Below are 15,526 nucleotides of genomic sequence, written 5' to 3' on the forward strand. Positions count from 1 at the left end.
GCAGGCTGGCTCCTACAGGGCTTGGTGTTGGGTTGGGGAGTTACTTCGGAATGTCGGCCTTCATGCCTTCCACGTAGTAATTCATCGAAGCCAGTTCCGCATTGCTCGCCGTCACACCCGCCGCAATTTTCTCGACGCCCGCCTGATCCTTGATCGGCCCGGTAAACGGATGCAGCGCGCCGCTCTTGATGTCGGCGATGATCTGCTCGGCCTCGGCTTTCACCGGCGCCGGCACCAGGTCACTGATCGGCAACTCCACGGTGCCTTCCTTCAAACCGCCCCAGTAATCCTGGGATTTCCACGCGTGATCGATGACGCTCTGGGTGGCCTCGATGTAGTGCGGCGCCCAGTCGTTGACGATCGAGGTCAGCACCGCTTTCGGCCCGAAGTGCGCCATGTCCGACGCGTAGCCCACCGCGTAGACGCCGCGACGCTCGGCGGCCTGAATCGGCGCCGGGCTGTCGGTGTGCTGGAATACCACGTCCACGCCCTGGTCGATCAGCGCGTTGGCGGCATCGGCTTCCTTGCCCGGATCGAACCAGGAATTGACCCACACCACCTTAATCTCGGTGCCCGGGTTGTATTTGTTCAGGGCCAGTTGGATGGCGTTGATGTCGCGGATCACTTCCGGAATGGGGAACGAGGCGACGTAGCCGACCTTCTTGGTTTTGGTCATTTTCGCCGCGAGGAAACCGCCGACGTAGCGACCTTCATAGGTGCGCGCCAGGTAGGTGCCGAGGTTCTTGTCCTGCTTGTAGCCGGTGGCGTGTTCGAAGGTCACTTTGGGGAATTGTCTGGCGACTTTGAGGGTCGGGTTCATGTAGCCAAACGAGGTGGTGAAGATCAGGTCGTAGTTGTCCTTGGCCATGTTGCGGATCACCCGTTCGGCGTCGGCGCCTTCGGCGACATTCTCCACGTAATTGGTGGTGATCTGCGTGCCGAATTTTTCCGCCAGCGCCTTGCGTCCCTGTTCATGCTGATACGTCCAGCCGTGGTCGCCGATCGGGCCGATGTAGACGAAGCCGACTTTCAGCGGGTCGGCGGCACTGGCGCTCAGGACAGTGCTGAGGCCGATGGCCGCGGCGATGGCACACAGCAGTTGCTTCAACGGACGTTTATGCATGAATCCCACTCCCTATTGTTTTGAGGTTGGAAGGGGTAATGCAAATTGCTGACCAACAGGACAACAAATATCCGAAACCGTGTGATGGCCTTCGCGAGCAGGCTTGCTCCCACAGGAGAACGCATTCCAATGTGGGAGCGAGCCTGCTCCCCAGGCGGCAGCTAAGGCCAATAAAGTGCACGGGCTGGCACGGCTGCATGCCACTGGTGCGCTAAGGTGTAACGAAACGTTAGCGCCGCTCCGCAGTCAGTAGCTCATCGCACTGATTTCGCTCCACTCGGCAAATAGGCCCGCAATGCTCACATTCCTCAGGCAAGAAACGTTTCTGCTGCTGGCCCTCATCGCCGCGTTCATCGCTTATCCGCTGGAACACTGGATGCTGCACAGCGGCCAGGTCCTCGCGCTGATCTCCGGTCTGGTCCTGATCGCCTTCATCGTCGCCGCGTCCATGCGCGTCGCTCATCACGCCGAACTGCTGGCGGAAAAAGTCGGCGACCCCTACGGCACGATGATCCTGACGCTGGCGGCGGTGCTGGTGGAGGTGGTGATCCTGGCGATCATGATGAGCAACGAAGCGTCGCCGACGCTGGTGCGCGACACCATCTATTCAGCGGTGATGCTCGACATCAACGGCATCCTTGGCCTCGCGGCGTTGATGGGTGGGATCAAGCATGGTGAACAGTCCTACAACGACGATTCGGCGCGCAGCTACAGCGTGATGATCCTCACGGCCATGGGTGTTTCCATGGTGGTGCCGGAGTTTATTCCGCAGGCGGACTGGAAGATTTATTCGGCGTTCACGATTGGTGCGATGGTCGTGCTCTACACCTTGTTCCTGCGCATGCAGGTCGGGCCACACAGTTATTTTTTCAGCTACAGCTACCCGGAAAAACGCCGCAAGAAAGTCCCGGACGAGGAGCCTGAACCGATCAACCTGGGGCTGAGCATCGGCACGCTGGTGTTTGGCGTGGTGGTGATTGGCGCGTTGGCCGAGGTCATGTCCAAGACCCTCGATCTGGGCCTGAAAGGCACGGGCGCACCGCCGGTGATCACGGCGATTCTGGTGGCGGCGATTTCCGCGGCGCCGGAGATCCTCACCGCGTTGCGCGCGGCGCTGGCCAACCGCATGCAGTCGGTGGTCAACATCGCCATGGGCGCATCGCTGTCGACGGTGATCCTGACGGTGCCGGTGATGGAGGCGATGGCGCTGTATACCGGCCAGCCGTTTCAGATGGCGATGACGCCAGTGCAGACAGTGATGATTTTCCTGACGCTGATCGTCAGCGCGATCAACCTCAACGACGGGGAAACCAATGCCATCGAAGGCATGACGCACTTTGTGCTGTTTGCGACGTTCATCATGTTGTCGGTGCTCGGCCTTTAAGCCACCGAAAAATCAATGTGGGAGCGGGCTTGCTCGCGAAAGCGGTGTATCAGCCAGATCCTTTTCGACTGACATTCCGTCTTCGCGAGCAAGCCCGCTCCCACACTGGTGTGGTGTCAGACGCCCGCGATCAGTTGCCGGGCTGCCTGGCTGTGATCGGCGATCAAGCCTTGCAGATCCAACCCTTCAACCTGCCCGTCAATCACCCGCCACTTCCCGCCGATCATCACCCGATCCGCCCGGTCCGCGCCGCACAGCAGCAATGCCGACACCGGATCATGGCTGCCGGAGAACCGCAGTTCATCCAGCTTGAACAACGCCAGATCCGCCTGCTTGCCGACCGCCAGTTCACCGATATCGCTGCGCCCCAACAAGCTCGCCGAGCCTTTGGTCGCCCAGCCCAGCACCCGTTCCGGGGTAATTTTCTCCGCGCCATAGCGCAAGCGCTGGATGTAAAGCGCCTGACGGGTTTCCAGCATCATGTTCGACGCATCGTTGGACGCCGAGCCGTCCACACCCAGGCCCAACAATGCGCCCGCGGCGGTCAGGTCGAGTGTCGGGCAGATGCCGGAGGCCAGGCGCATGTTCGAACTCGGGCAATGGCAAATGCCGGTGCGGGCGGCGCCGAGGCGGGCGATTTCATCCGGGTTGAAATGGATGCCGTGGGCCAGCCAGGTGCGCGGCCCGAGCCAACCGACGCTGTCCAGGTAATCCACGGTGCGCAGGCCGAAGCGCTGCAGGCAGAAGTCTTCTTCGTCGAGGGTTTCCGCGAGGTGGGTGTGCAAGCGCACGTCGAGTTTGTTGGCCAGTTCGGCGCTGGCCGTCATGATTTCCGGAGTCACCGAGAACGGCGAGCAGGGCGCGAGGGCGATCTGGATTTGCGCGCCGTCACCGCGCTCGTGGTAGGCGGCGATCAGGCGCTGACTGTCGTCGAGAATCACTTCACCTTCCTGCACGGTCTGCTGCGGTGGCAGGCCGCCGTCCTTCTCGCCGAGGCTCATGGAGCCGCGGGTCAGCATGGCGCGCATGCCCAGTTCGCGGACGCTCTCGACTTGCACGTCGATCGCATTTTCCAGGCCTTCAGGAAACAGATAGTGGTGATCGGCGGCGGTGGTGCAACCGGACAGCAGCAGTTCGGCCAGCGCAACTTTGCTGGCGAGGGCGAGTTTTTCCGGAGTCAGTCGCGCCCAGACCGGGTACAGGGTTTTCAGCCACGGAAACAGCGGCTGATTGACCACCGGCGCCCAGGCGCGGGTCAGGGTTTGATAGAAGTGGTGATGGGTGTTGATCAGGCCCGGCAGGATGACATGCTCGCGAGCGTCAAACACGTGTCCACAGGGCGCGGACGGTTGCTGGCCGACGCCGAGCACTTCGACGATCACACCGTCTTGCACAACCAGGCCGCCACGGGCATCGAGGTCATTGGCAGTGAAGATCGCGAGGGGATTTTTTAACCAGGTACGGGTCGCAGGCATGTTGGCCGGCTCCTCTGAAAGTGGGTTCAGGTTAGCCAGCTCAGTGATTACCCTGTCTGCTGATCCAGGGTCGCCGCGGGGCGAGGTGCGGAGTTTCAAACAAAATCGCTTGGCGGGCAAGCCTCGCCCGACCAGGCGACACAAAACCATCGGTGGAATAGGACCTTTGTGGGAGCGGGCTTGCTCGCGAAGGCGGTGTGTCATGCAACGCTTTGTCAACTGACACTTCGCCTTCGCGAGCATGCCCGCTCCCACCAGTCGTTACCAGGGAATGGTTTCACCCTTGTAGTTCACGAAGTGATGGCCACCCTTGCCGGTGTAGGCATTCACCTGATCCACCAATCCACGGGTACTGGTTTCCACATCGATGTCCGCGTCTTCGCCGCCCATGTCGGTTTTCACCCAACCCGGATGCAGCGACAGCACGGTCAGTTGCTGATCGCCCAACTGCGTCACGAAGCTGTTGGTCATCGAGTTCAGGGCCGCCTTGCTCGCCTTGTACAGTGCCAATTCCGGCGCGTCCGGCATGGTCACGCTGCCGAGCACCGAACTCATGAACGCCAGCACGCCGGTCTGTGGACGAATCTGCCCGACGAAGCGCTGCGCCAGATTGATCGGCGCCACCGCGTTGGTGAAAAACAACTGGCCGACTTCCGCCAGCGTCGCGCCGCCCGGTGTCTGGACGTCAGGCCCCTTGACCCCGGCATTCACGAACAGCAGATCGAACACTTCGCCCCTGAGCTGCTGGCTCAACGCGATGACGGCTTGCTGATCGTCCATGTCGAGTTTTTCGATCCGTACCTTGCCCAGCGCCTGCAAAGCGTCGGCCTTTTGCGGATTACGCACGGTGGCGGTCACTTGCCAGCCGTCGGCCAGCAGGGTTTTCACCAGCCCGAGGCCCAGGCCGCGGGAGGCGCCGATGATGAGTGCGGTTTTTGCCGTAGACATGAGTGGCTTCCTTGATAAGTGAGGATCACGGATTCAATGGACAACGCTGACCCAGCCGTTGCTGCAACTCGCTGCGCAAAGCCCCGAGTTCGTCCATTCGCGTTTCTATCAGTTTGAGTTTGTCTTGCAGCAATTGCGTGACGGCGCTGTCCGGATCGGGCGACTGCCATAACGCAGCGACGCTGTTGCCGATCTCGCCGAGGGTGAACCCGAGCCGTTGAGCGGTCTTGATGTACAGCACCAGTTGCACCATCTCCGCCGGGTAGTCGCGATAGCCGTTGGCGCTGCGTTGCGCGGCGATCAATCCGCGCTGCTCGTAGAAGCGCAGCGTGTCACGGCTGACGGCGCTGGCCTGGGCTAATTCACCGATGCGCATCCTGACGTCTCGAGAGGGGCTTGACCCTGGAGCATACTCCAGGCTTTAGCCTTGTTGCTCCCTGAATTGATGGAGCGCGACGGATGTGGACTTCAACGCAATATCGCCGGTTGGTGCGCGGCAGCGCCTGGTACGACTTGATCGTGACGGTGGCGTTTGCCACGCCGTGGAGTTTTGCTTTGCTGCATGGCGCGCTGTCGGGCTTGAGCCAGGCGCTGGATCTGCCCGGCGAGCTGCCGGCGTTTGAGCCCATGCACCTGTTGATGGCGAATCTGTTGGGATCAATTGTGTGCGTGTGGGCGGTGCTGCGGATTCGTGATCCGCAGCAGGTATTCGGGCGGTATGACGCGGTGGGGCGGTTTCTGTTTGCGGCTTGGCAACTCTATGCCTTGGTCCACGGCGCCAGTTCGTTGCTGGTGATTTTCCTGTTCTTTGAATTGGCGTGGGGGGTGGTTCAGGTGTTGCCTGTCACGTTGTCTTCGCGAGCAAGCCCGCTGCCACATTAGATTCATGTCGGGCACAGAAACACGCGTCAATCGATCAACTGTGGGAGCGGGCTTGCCCGCGAAGGGGCCAATGCCGACAACCACTAATGCCCCGCCCGCCACGGCTGCCCCAACGACACCGGCGCATATAACCGCGTGCGCAACCCGTCCCGTGACAACAGCACCAACACCACAATCGTCGCGACATACGGCAGCATCGCCAGCAGGCTCGACGGAATCGCCAAGCCCAACCCCTGCGCCACCAGGTGCAGGATGCTGGCCAGTCCAAACAGGTACGCCCCGAGCAGCAAACGCCAGACCCGCCAACTGGCAAACACCACCAGCGCCAGGGCAATCCAGCCACGGCCGGCGCTCATGTTTTCCGCCCACATCGGCGTGTAGGCCAGTGACAGATAGGCCCCGGCCAAGCCCGCCATCGCGCCGCCGAACAACACCGCCAGCGTGCGCACGCCCAGCACTGGCAACCCCATCGCGCTGGCCGCGTCCGGGTTTTCGCCGACGGCCTGAATGATCAAGCCGACACGGCTTTTCACAATCACCCACGCCACCAGCGCAAACAGCGCGAACGACAGATACACCAGCAGATCCTGGGCAAACAGCATCCGTCCAATCAGCGGAATCTCGCTCAAGTACGGAATCGCCACCGGCTCAAAACCCGCCAGCGGTTTCCCGACCCATGCGGCGCCGACAAACGTCGACAGGCCGACGCCGAAGATCGTCAACGCCAGGCCGGTGGCCACCTGATTGGCGTTGAACACCAGCGCCACCCATGCAAACAGCGACGACAGCAGCATCCCGGCGAACATCGCCAGCAACACGCCGAGCCACAGGTTGCCGCTGTTCAGCGCGACGATAAAACCGATCACCGCGCCAAACAGCATCATGCCTTCCTGGCCCAGATTGAGGACGCCGCTTTTCTCGCAGATCAATTCACCCAGCGCCACCAACAGCAGCGGCGTGCCGCAACGGACCATGGCATAGAAAATATTGCTCAGCAGATCGATATCCATCACAGCGCTCCTGCGTGTACGGCGGTGGCGGGCGCGCGGCGGGTCCAGCGCAGGTTCAGACGTGGTCGATAAAGAATCAGCACGTCACTGGCCAGCAGGAAAAACAGCATCATCCCCTGGAACAATTGCGTGATCGCTTGCGGCAGATTGAGGCTCATTTGCGCGTTCTCGCCGCCGATGTACAACAGCGCCATCAACAGGCTGGAAAACAGAATGCCAATCGGATTGAGCCGCCCGAGGAACGCCACCGTGATCGCGGCATAGCCATACCCCGGCGAAACTTGCGGCACCAACTGGCCGATCGGCCCGGTGACTTCACACACGCCGGCCAGCCCTGCCAATCCACCGCTGATCAGCAACGCCAGCCAGATCAACCGCTTCTCGCGAAAGCCGACGAAGCCCGCCGCACGCTTGTCCAGCCCGAGCACTTTGATCTGGAAGCCGACAAAACTTTTCTGCAGCAACACCCACACCGCCACCAGGGCGAGCAGGGCGAAATACACCCCGGCGTGAACCCGACCGTCCTCCATCAGCAGCGGCAAACGGCTGGCCTCGCCGAACATCGCCGACTCTGGAAAATTGAACCCGGCCGGGTCTTTCAGCGGTCCGTGCACGCAGAACAGCAGCAGGTTCAGGGCGATGTAATTCAGCATGATGCTGGTGAGGATTTCGTTGGCATTGAAGCGCGTGCGCAGCCACGCGGTCAGCCCGGCCCACGCCGCGCCGGCCAAGGTGCCGACGACCAGGATCAACGCCAGGGCCCAGCGACTTTGCAGGTCGATGATATTTACCGCCAACGCACTGCCGGCCAGCGCGCCGAGCAGCAGTTGACCTTCGGCGCCGATGTTCCAGATCCGTGCCTGATACGCCACGGCCAGCCCCAACGCGCACAGCAGGATCGGCAATGCTTTGACCAACAGTTCCGAGACACCATAGAGATCGCTGACCGGTGCGATCAGTAGTGTGTGTAAAGTCAGCAACGGGTCATGACCCAGCGCGATGAACAACAGCGAGCCGCAGCCCAGGGTCAGGACTGCCGCCAGCAACGGCGAGCACCACAACATCAAACGCGATTGCTGGCCACGGGGTTCGAGAGAAAGCAGCATGTGAAACTCCGTTAAACCGGTACGGTGGCTGGTAATTGAGGGGCGTCGAACTGGCCGGCCATCCAGCCGCCAACATCGCTCAGGCGGGTGTCGGCGGTGGCTTTGAGCGGTGACAATCGACCGCTGCACAAGGCGCCGAGCCGGTCGCTGATCTGGAACAGTTCGTCGAGGTCTTCGGAGATCACCAGGATCGCTGCGCCGGCGTCGCGCAAGGCAATCAGCGCGCGGTGAATGGTTGCGGCGGCGCCGACGTCCACGCCCCATGTCGGGTGCGCGGCCACCAGTAATTTCGGCTGCTGGAGGATCTCCCGACCGAGAATGAATTTCTGCAAATTACCGCCGGACAGGGCGCGAGCCGGCGTTTGCGCATCGGGTGCCTTGACGCCGAAGCGGCGGATGATCTCATCGGCCAGTGCAGCAACTTTGCCGCGCTGAATCAGCCGGTTACTCACCAACCCTTGATGAAAGGCCGTCAGCAGCGCGTTGTCCGCCAAGCTCAACTCCGGCACCGCGCCATGACCCAAGCGTTCGGCGGGCACGAACGCCAGGCCGAGTTTGCGTCGCGCATCCGGCCGTAAATGAGCGACCGCTTGCCCGTCGAAAAGGACGGTTGGGCCGTCGTTGCGAGGCAGGCATTCTTCGCCGCTGAGCAACGCCAGCAACTCGTCCTGGCCATTGCCCGCCACCCCGGCGATGCCGACGATTTCGCCACGACGCACCTCGAGATCGATGTCTTTCAGCGAGCAACCGAACGGGTCAGGGTTGTGCCACGACAATCTGCTCACGCTCAAAAAGGCCTCCCCGCCCGTGACCTTCGGATAGTCAGTGATCAACGTGGCGGCTTCGCCGACCATCAGCTTCGCCAGTTGCTGGTCCGAGCATTCGGCCGGCACGCAATGCCCGGCCACCCGTCCGCTGCGCAGCACGGTGGCGCTGTGACACAGGGCGCGCACTTCACCGAGCTTGTGGCTGATGAACAGGATGCTGCAGCCTTCGGCCGCGAGTCGGCGCAGGGTAACGAAGAGTTCGTCGGCCTCCTGCGGTGTCAGCACCGAGGTCGGTTCATCGAGAATCAACAGACGAATGTCCTGCATCAGGCAGCGAATGATTTCCACCCGTTGCCGCTCGCCAATCGACAGGCTGTGGACAAGTCGCTCCGGCTCCAGCGTCATGCCGTAGCGCCGCGACACTTCACGGATTTTCGGTTCAAGCTGTTTCGGCGTCCCGGCTGCCGCCCCCATGGCCAAAGCAATGTTCTGCGCCACGCTGAGTGTTTCAAACAGTGAGAAGTGCTGGAACACCATGCCGATCCCAAGGCTGCGAGCCTGAGCCGGGTTGCGCAGGCTGACGCGCTGGCCTTGCCAGATCATCTCCCCGGCATCGGCGTGGGTGACGCCGTAGATGATTTTCATCAGCGTGCTTTTGCCCGCACCGTTTTCGCCGAGCAGTGCATGGATTTCCCCAGGGGCAATGCTCAGGTCAATGGCATCGTTGGCCAGGCAGCCGGGGTAGCGCTTGCTGATTCCGCGCAGTTGCAAGCGGGGTGTTTGATCGGCGATCGGCACGGGGTTGGGCATGACAGGCTCGGGTCGATTGAAGTGATGCCTGTGGATAAAGCAATTTCCTGGCCATTGAGTCAGGAAAATTTCAAAACCTTGCCGACCCAGGCGTTAAGCACGGAGCCTCGGCAGGCAGCCAGCCAATATTGGGCACCACTACAGGGCGAAGCCGTTGATCTGGCTCTATTTTTGCCCATTGGATTTTGGTCAAAAAACGAGCAGCACCACGCAAGCCATGCCGGATATGGGGCGGCGGCAGACATGAACGGGTTATCCACAGATTGCTCCACAGTATTTGTGCGCAAGCGCAAAGCGCGGGCATAAGCATTGCGCGGCTATCTCCTAAAGGTGATAAACCAACCTAACTGATTGTTTTTAATTGAATTTGATCTTTTTTACATCGAGTTGGACGAAAAATGAGCAATGCCCGCAAACCCGCATGACAGAAGGGTTACAGCGGTATGTGCTCAGGTTATCCACAGCCGGGTGCACAGCAGATGTGGGCAAGTGGGCCGGTGCGATGAAAGGGCTGTGAACAAGGTTGGTGCGATCAGCGTTGCAGCAGAATTCGCCCCCGGCTCAAATCAGCCAGCTGCGTTTGCAACGTAGCGATCTGCGCCTCACCCATCGCCAACTGTAACTCCACGCCGTTGGCGGTAAACGTTTCCTCCAGCACCAATCCGCCCAGTTCCGCCACCCGGAGTTTCACCAGCGTCAACTCAGCAAAGCCGCACGCGCAACTCACCGGTACGCGGCTGATCAGCTCGATCTTCGGTGCCGCTTGCAGGCACTTGTTGGCACCACCGCCGTACGCTCGGGCGAGGCCGCCGGTGCCGAGTTGAATACCGCCGTACCAACGGATCACCAGCACCGCAACCTGATCGCAATCCTGCGCGTCGATGGCTGCCAGAATCGGTCGCCCGGCAGTGCCGCCCGGTTCCCCGTCATCGGTGCTGCGGTATTGATCGCCGAGCTTCCAGGCCCAGCAATTGTGCGTGGCATTCAGATCGCTGTGCTGTTCGATGAACGCCTGGGCTTCAGCCGGACTGCCGATTGGCGCGGCAAAGGTGATGAAACGGCTTTTGCGAATCTCTTCGCGGTATTCGCAAAGGCCGCTGAGGGTAAAAGGCATAAGTGTCTTAAATCGCTGGAGTCAGGCCGCAGCCCTTGAGAATGATGCGGATCAGGTTGTCGCCGGCCTCTTCCATGTCTTGCTTGGTCAACTTGCTGCGACCGCTGACCCGGCAGATCTGCGTGGCGAAATCCGCGTAATGCTGGGTGCTGCCCCACAGCAGGAAGATCAGGTTTACCGGATCCACCGGGTCCATTTTGCCGGCATCGATCCACGCCTGAAACACCGCCGCCCGACCCTGGAACCAGGTGCGGTAATCCTGGTTGAAATACTCGGTCAAACACTCGCCGCCGCTGATGACTTCCATGGCGAAGATGCGCGAGGCTTGAGGCTGGCGTCGGGAGAACTCCATTTTCGCGCGGATGTAGCGTGTCAGCGCCTCGGCCGGATCATCCTCGGCGGTGAGGGTGTTGAACGTGCTGTCCCACAATTGCAGGATGTTGCTCAGCACCGCCACGTACAACCCCAGTTTATTGGTGAAGTAATAATGCAGGTTGGCTTTGGGCAACCCGGCATTCAGGGCGATGGTGTTCATGCTGGTGCCTTTGAAACCGTGACGGGCGAACTCGTCCTCGGCGGCTTTGATGATGGTCTCTTCGTTCTTTTGACGAATGCGGCTGGCGGGTCTGCCGCCGTGAGCGGGGACTTCAAAGGTCATAGGCACTTCCAGACAGGTGGGTGGGTGCAACCAGTGCGTTGATAGCGCACCCATACAGATCCGACAAGTCCTGACGCAATAAAACCCGAACGCCCGTTTTTCCCCGTAGGAGCGAGCTTGGTCGCGAAAAACGTCAGGATCACGCGTTAATTCAGAAAGCCTGCGTCATCGTTGACGTCCATCGCGAGCGAGCGAGCGCCTACAGGAAGGCATCGATTCAGCGCGTCGCGGCCAGGCTTTCGAGGAAGCTTTCCAGCACCAGATGCGGACGACGGCCCTTGCGCGTCACCGAGGCCAGGCTCAGGTCGTAGAAACGCGCTTTCGGTTTCAATGCGCGCAAGCGACCTTGCTGGACCCAAAGGCCGGCGTAATGGTCTGGCAGGTAACCGATGTAGCGTCCGGTCAGAATCAGGAAGGCCATGCCTTCGCGGTCGGAGGCGCTGGCCGTGCAATTGAGTGCCTGGTAATGCGCCTGGATGTCTGCCGGCAGACGGAAGGTCGGAGCGATGGCGTCCTGACTGTTGAGGCGGTCGTCGTCCAGTTGTTTGTCATCGACGTAGAACAACGGATGACCGACCGCGCAATACAGCAGCGAACGTTCACTGTAGAGCGGCTGGTATTCCAGCCCCGACAGCGCGCTGGCCTGCGGTACGACGCCGACATGCAGGCGCCCGTCGAGCACGCCTTGTTCGACCTCGTTGGGCGCGATCATGCGGATCTGGATCTGCACGTCCGGACCGCGTTCCTTCAATTGCGCCAAGGCGTGGGTGATGCGCATGTGGGGGAGGGTGACGAGGTTGTCGGTCAGGCCGATGGTCAATTCGCCGCGCAAGTGCTGATGCAGACCGTTGACCTCGGTACGGAAACTTTCCAGCGCACTCAGGAGTTGCAATGCCGATTGGTAAACCTCGCGGCCTTCTTCGGTCAGGGAAAACCCGGCGCGACCGCGTTGGCAAAGCCTCAGACCCAGACGCTGTTCCAGATCGCTCATCTGCTGACTGATCGCCGAGCGCCCGATGCCGAGTACCGATTCGGCTGCGGAGAAACCGCCGCACTCCACGACGCTGCGAAAAATCCGTAGCAGGCGGATATCAAAGTCGCTGACTTGTGCCAGCGGATCGGGGCGACGAGTGCTCATAGTTTAGTAAAGGCCTGACTGAACATTAGAAAAGTTGAATTTCACCGACTTTATCCCCGTGGCAATTTAGCTGCAAGAACGCTTTTCATCTCCACGCCGCTTATTGCCCTGCGAGGTTTTGCCCATGAACTTGCCTGAAAACGCCCCGACTTCCCTGGCCAGCCAGCTCAAGCTCGATGCTCACTGGATGCCCTACACCGCCAACCGCAATTTCCAGCGCGATCCGCGCCTGATTGTGGCGGCCGAAGGCAGCTGGTTGACGGACGACAAGGGGCGCAAGGTCTATGATTCGCTGTCCGGTTTGTGGACCTGCGGCGCCGGCCACACGCGCAAGGAAATCCAGGAAGCGGTGGCCAAGCAGCTGGGCACCCTCGATTACTCGCCGGGCTTCCAGTACGGTCACCCGCTGTCGTTCCAGCTGGCGGAGAAAATCACTGACCTGACGCCGGGCAATCTGAATCATGTGTTCTTCACCGACTCGGGTTCCGAGTGTGCGGATACCGCGGTGAAGATGGTTCGCGCCTACTGGCGTCTGAAAGGCCAGGCGACCAAGACCAAGATGATCGGTCGTGCCCGTGGCTACCACGGTGTGAACATCGCCGGCACCAGCCTGGGTGGCGTTAACGGCAACCGCAAGATTTTCGGTCAGGCGATGATGGACGTCGACCACCTGCCGCATACCTTGCTGGCGAGCAATGCCTATTCCCGCGGCATGCCGAAAGAGGGCGGTATCGCCTTGGCGGATGAGCTGCTCAAACTGATCGAACTGCATGACGCGTCGAACATCGCCGCGGTATTCGTCGAGCCAATGGCCGGGTCCGCTGGCGTACTGGTTCCGCCTGAGGGCTACCTCAAGCGTCTGCGCGAAATCTGCGATCAACACAACATCCTGCTGGTGTTCGACGAAGTCATCACCGGTTTCGGCCGTACCGGTTCGATGTTCGGTGCCGACAGCTTCGGCGTGACCCCGGACCTGATGTGTATCGCCAAACAAGTCACCAACGGTGCGATCCCGATGGGCGCGGTGATTGCCAGTTCCGAGATCTACCAGACCTTCATGAACCAGGCGACGCCTGAATACGCAGTGGAATTCCCCCACGGCTACACCTACTCCGCGCACCCGGTAGCTTGCGCCGCGGGCCTGGCAGCACTCGATCTGCTGCAAAAGGAACATTTGGTGCAGAGCGTGGCCGACGTCGCACCGCATTTCGAAAATGCGTTGCACGGCCTGAAGGGCTCGAAAAACATCATCGACATTCGTAACTACGGGCTGGCCGGTGCGATCCAGATCGCGCCTCGCGATGGCGACGCCATCGTGCGTCCGTTCGAGGCGGGCATGGCGCTGTGGAAAGCCGGGTTCTACGTGCGCTTCGGCGGCGACACCCTGCAGTTCGGCCCAACCTTCAACAGCAAGCCGCAGGACCTTGATCGTCTGTTCGACGCGGTCGGCGAAGTGCTGAACAAAATCGACTGATTCTTCCCTTCTATATAGAGGCGCTCTCAGACGGGCGCTTTTTCAACCGTTTTCAGGAGTTCTGCATGAGCCTTATCCCGCATTTGATCAATGGCGAACTGGTGACCGAAGACGGTCGCACGGCCGACGTGTTCAACCCGTCCACCGGCCAGGCGATCCACAAGCTGCCATTGGCCAGCCGCGAAACCATCCAGAAAGCCATCGATTCGGCCAAGGCCGCGTTCCCGGCCTGGCGTAACACGCCAGCGGCCAAACGTGCGCAAGTGATGTTCCGCTTCAAACAACTGCTGGAACAGAACGAAGCGCGTATCGCCCAGCTGATCAGCGAAGAACATGGCAAGACTCTGGAAGATGCAGCCGGTGAGCTGAAGCGCGGTATCGAGAACGTTGAGTTCGCTTGCGCGGCGCCGGAAATTCTCAAGGGCGAATACAGCCGTAACGTCGGCCCGAATATCGATGCCTGGTCGGACTTCCAGCCGTTGGGTGTGGTGGCCGGTATTACGCCGTTCAACTTCCCGGCGATGGTGCCGCTGTGGATGTATCCGCTGGCCATCGTCTGCGGCAACTGCTTCATCCTCAAGCCCTCCGAGCGTGATCCAAGCTCGACGCTGTTGATTGCCCAGTTGCTGCAGGAAGCAGGTCTGCCGAAAGGCGTACTGAGTGTGGTGCATGGCGACAAAGCGGCTGTGGATGCGCTGATCGAAGCGCCAGAGGTCAAAGCCCTGAGCTTTGTCGGTTCAACGCCGATCGCTGAATACATCTACGCCGAAGGCACCAAACGCGGCAAACGTGTTCAGGCACTGGGCGGGGCGAAGAACCACGCGGTGCTGATGCCGGATGCGGATCTGGATAACGCTGTCAGCGCACTGATGGGCGCGGCCTACGGTTCTTGCGGCGAGCGCTGCATGGCGATCTCGGTGGCCGTGTGTGTGGGCGACCAGGTGGCGGATGCTTTGGTGGCCAAGTTGGTGCCGCAGATCAAGGCGCTGAAAATCGGCGCGGGCACTTCTTGCGGGCTGGACATGGGGCCGCTGGTTTCCGGTCAGGCTCGCGACAAGGTCAGTGGCTATATAGAGGACGGTGTTTCGTCCGGTGCGACGCTGGTCGTGGACGGTCGCGGTCTGAGCGTTGCCGGTCATGAAGAAGGGTTCTTCCTGGGTGGCTGCCTGTTCGATAACGTCACCCCGGAAATGCGCATCTATAAAGAAGAGATCTTCGGGCCGGTGCTGTGTGTGGTTCGGGTGAACAGTCTGGAAGAGGCGATGCAGCTGATCAACGATCACGAATATGGCAACGGCACCTGCATCTTTACCCGTGATGGGGAAGCGGCTCGGTTGTTCTGCGATGAGATCGAAGTGGGCATGGTTGGCGTCAACGTACCGTTGCCGGTGCCGGTGGCTTATCACAGCTTTGGTGGCTGGAAGCGTTCGCTGTTTGGCGACCTGCATGCCTATGGTCCGGACGGCGTGCGCTTCTACACCCGTCGCAAGGCCATTACCCAACGCTGGCCGCAGCGTGCTAGCCATGAAGCATCGCAATTCGCTTTCCCTAGCTTGTAAGTAGAAGGGAAGAAGGCCGAGCCCCTTGGGGCTCGGCCTTTGTGTTTTCGGGCTTTTTTGAACGACATGACAGAATTG

Annotated in this window: 15 protein-coding genes; 5 read left to right on the plus strand and 10 right to left on the minus strand. The window is 60.7% G+C overall.

Features of this window, described 5'->3' with window-relative positions; genetic code table 11:
• Window positions 1-40 precede the first annotated feature (40 nt).
• A complete protein-coding gene (locus NTD84_RS29790; RefSeq protein WP_262172642.1) occupies window positions 41-1,123 on the minus strand; it encodes a BMP family ABC transporter substrate-binding protein in 1,083 nt (360 codons plus the stop codon).
• A 295-nt stretch (window positions 1,124-1,418) separates the two neighbouring features.
• Here NTD84_RS29790 and NTD84_RS29795 point away from each other — a divergent pair, with 295 nt between their 5' ends.
• Window positions 1,419-2,507 (plus strand): calcium:proton antiporter, encoded by a 1,089-nt coding sequence (locus NTD84_RS29795; protein ID WP_262172643.1) that lies wholly within the window; start codon window positions 1,419-1,421, stop codon window positions 2,505-2,507.
• A 116-nt stretch (window positions 2,508-2,623) separates the two neighbouring features.
• Here NTD84_RS29795 and NTD84_RS29800 read toward each other — a convergent pair whose 3' ends face one another.
• From NTD84_RS29800 to NTD84_RS29810, 3 genes are all read right to left on the minus strand, one after another.
• Window positions 2,624-3,982: an 8-oxoguanine deaminase gene (locus NTD84_RS29800; RefSeq protein ID WP_262172644.1), complete on the minus strand. Its 1,359-nt coding sequence runs from the start codon at window positions 3,980-3,982 to the stop codon at window positions 2,624-2,626.
• A 261-nt stretch (window positions 3,983-4,243) separates the two neighbouring features.
• Window positions 4,244-4,930 carry an SDR family oxidoreductase gene (locus NTD84_RS29805; protein WP_262172645.1) on the minus strand — a complete coding sequence of 229 codons (687 nt, stop codon included), beginning with the start codon at window positions 4,928-4,930 and terminating at the stop codon, window positions 4,244-4,246.
• A gap of 25 nt (window positions 4,931-4,955) precedes the next feature.
• Window positions 4,956-5,306 (minus strand): MerR family transcriptional regulator, encoded by a 351-nt coding sequence (locus tag NTD84_RS29810; protein ID WP_262172646.1) that lies wholly within the window; start codon window positions 5,304-5,306, stop codon window positions 4,956-4,958.
• A gap of 83 nt (window positions 5,307-5,389) precedes the next feature.
• Here NTD84_RS29810 and NTD84_RS29815 point away from each other — a divergent pair, with 83 nt between their 5' ends.
• Window positions 5,390-5,812, plus strand: a complete 423-nt coding sequence (locus NTD84_RS29815) for a hypothetical protein (RefSeq protein ID WP_262172647.1) — start codon at window positions 5,390-5,392, stop codon at window positions 5,810-5,812.
• Between the two features lie 83 nt (window positions 5,813-5,895).
• Here NTD84_RS29815 and NTD84_RS29820 read toward each other — a convergent pair whose 3' ends face one another.
• Genes NTD84_RS29820 through NTD84_RS29830 form a run of 3 tightly spaced genes read right to left on the minus strand, consistent with a single transcriptional unit; the run spans window position 5,896 to window position 9,505 of the window.
• Complete coding sequence (locus tag NTD84_RS29820; RefSeq protein WP_262172648.1) at window positions 5,896-6,822, minus strand: ABC transporter permease; 927 nt, start codon at window positions 6,820-6,822, stop codon at window positions 5,896-5,898.
• Complete coding sequence (locus NTD84_RS29825; RefSeq protein ID WP_262172649.1) at window positions 6,822-7,928, minus strand: ABC transporter permease; 1,107 nt, start codon at window positions 7,926-7,928, stop codon at window positions 6,822-6,824. Before NTD84_RS29825 ends, NTD84_RS29820 begins: the two co-directional genes overlap by 1 nt.
• Window positions 7,929-7,939: 11 nt before the next feature.
• On the minus strand, window positions 7,940-9,505 hold the full coding sequence (locus NTD84_RS29830) for an ABC transporter ATP-binding protein (protein ID WP_262172650.1): 1,566 nt from the start codon (window positions 9,503-9,505) through the stop codon (window positions 7,940-7,942).
• A gap of 30 nt (window positions 9,506-9,535) precedes the next feature.
• Between NTD84_RS29830 and NTD84_RS29835 the strand changes: the two genes are divergently transcribed.
• Window positions 9,536-9,811 carry a hypothetical protein gene (locus NTD84_RS29835; RefSeq protein WP_262172651.1) on the plus strand — a complete coding sequence of 92 codons (276 nt, stop codon included), beginning with the start codon at window positions 9,536-9,538 and terminating at the stop codon, window positions 9,809-9,811.
• A 226-nt stretch (window positions 9,812-10,037) separates the two neighbouring features.
• On the opposite strand, the gene NTD84_RS29840 is transcribed toward NTD84_RS29835, so the two are convergent.
• From NTD84_RS29840 to NTD84_RS29850, 3 genes are all read right to left on the minus strand, one after another.
• Window positions 10,038-10,619: an IMPACT family protein gene (locus tag NTD84_RS29840; protein ID WP_262172652.1), complete on the minus strand. Its 582-nt coding sequence runs from the start codon at window positions 10,617-10,619 to the stop codon at window positions 10,038-10,040.
• Window positions 10,620-10,626: 7 nt separating this feature from the next.
• Window positions 10,627-11,277: a TetR/AcrR family transcriptional regulator gene (locus NTD84_RS29845; RefSeq protein ID WP_262172653.1), complete on the minus strand. Its 651-nt coding sequence runs from the start codon at window positions 11,275-11,277 to the stop codon at window positions 10,627-10,629.
• Between the two features lie 217 nt (window positions 11,278-11,494).
• On the minus strand, window positions 11,495-12,415 hold the full coding sequence (locus NTD84_RS29850; RefSeq protein ID WP_262172654.1) for a LysR family transcriptional regulator: 921 nt from the start codon (window positions 12,413-12,415) through the stop codon (window positions 11,495-11,497).
• 124 nt (window positions 12,416-12,539) lie between these two features.
• Between NTD84_RS29850 and NTD84_RS29855 the strand changes: the two genes are divergently transcribed.
• Together NTD84_RS29855 and NTD84_RS29860 are read left to right on the plus strand one after the other, a co-directional pair.
• Entirely contained in the window at window positions 12,540-13,889 is a 1,350-nt protein-coding gene (locus tag NTD84_RS29855; protein WP_262172655.1) for an aspartate aminotransferase family protein, read from the plus strand.
• 65 nt (window positions 13,890-13,954) lie between these two features.
• Entirely contained in the window at window positions 13,955-15,448 is a 1,494-nt protein-coding gene (locus NTD84_RS29860; RefSeq protein ID WP_262172656.1) for a CoA-acylating methylmalonate-semialdehyde dehydrogenase, read from the plus strand.
• Window positions 15,449-15,526: the final 78 nt, after the last annotated feature.

Origin of the sequence: Pseudomonas sp. 14P_8.1_Bac3, assembly GCF_025466085.1 — a bacterium.
Taxonomy (GTDB): Bacteria; Pseudomonadota; Gammaproteobacteria; order Pseudomonadales; family Pseudomonadaceae; genus Aquipseudomonas.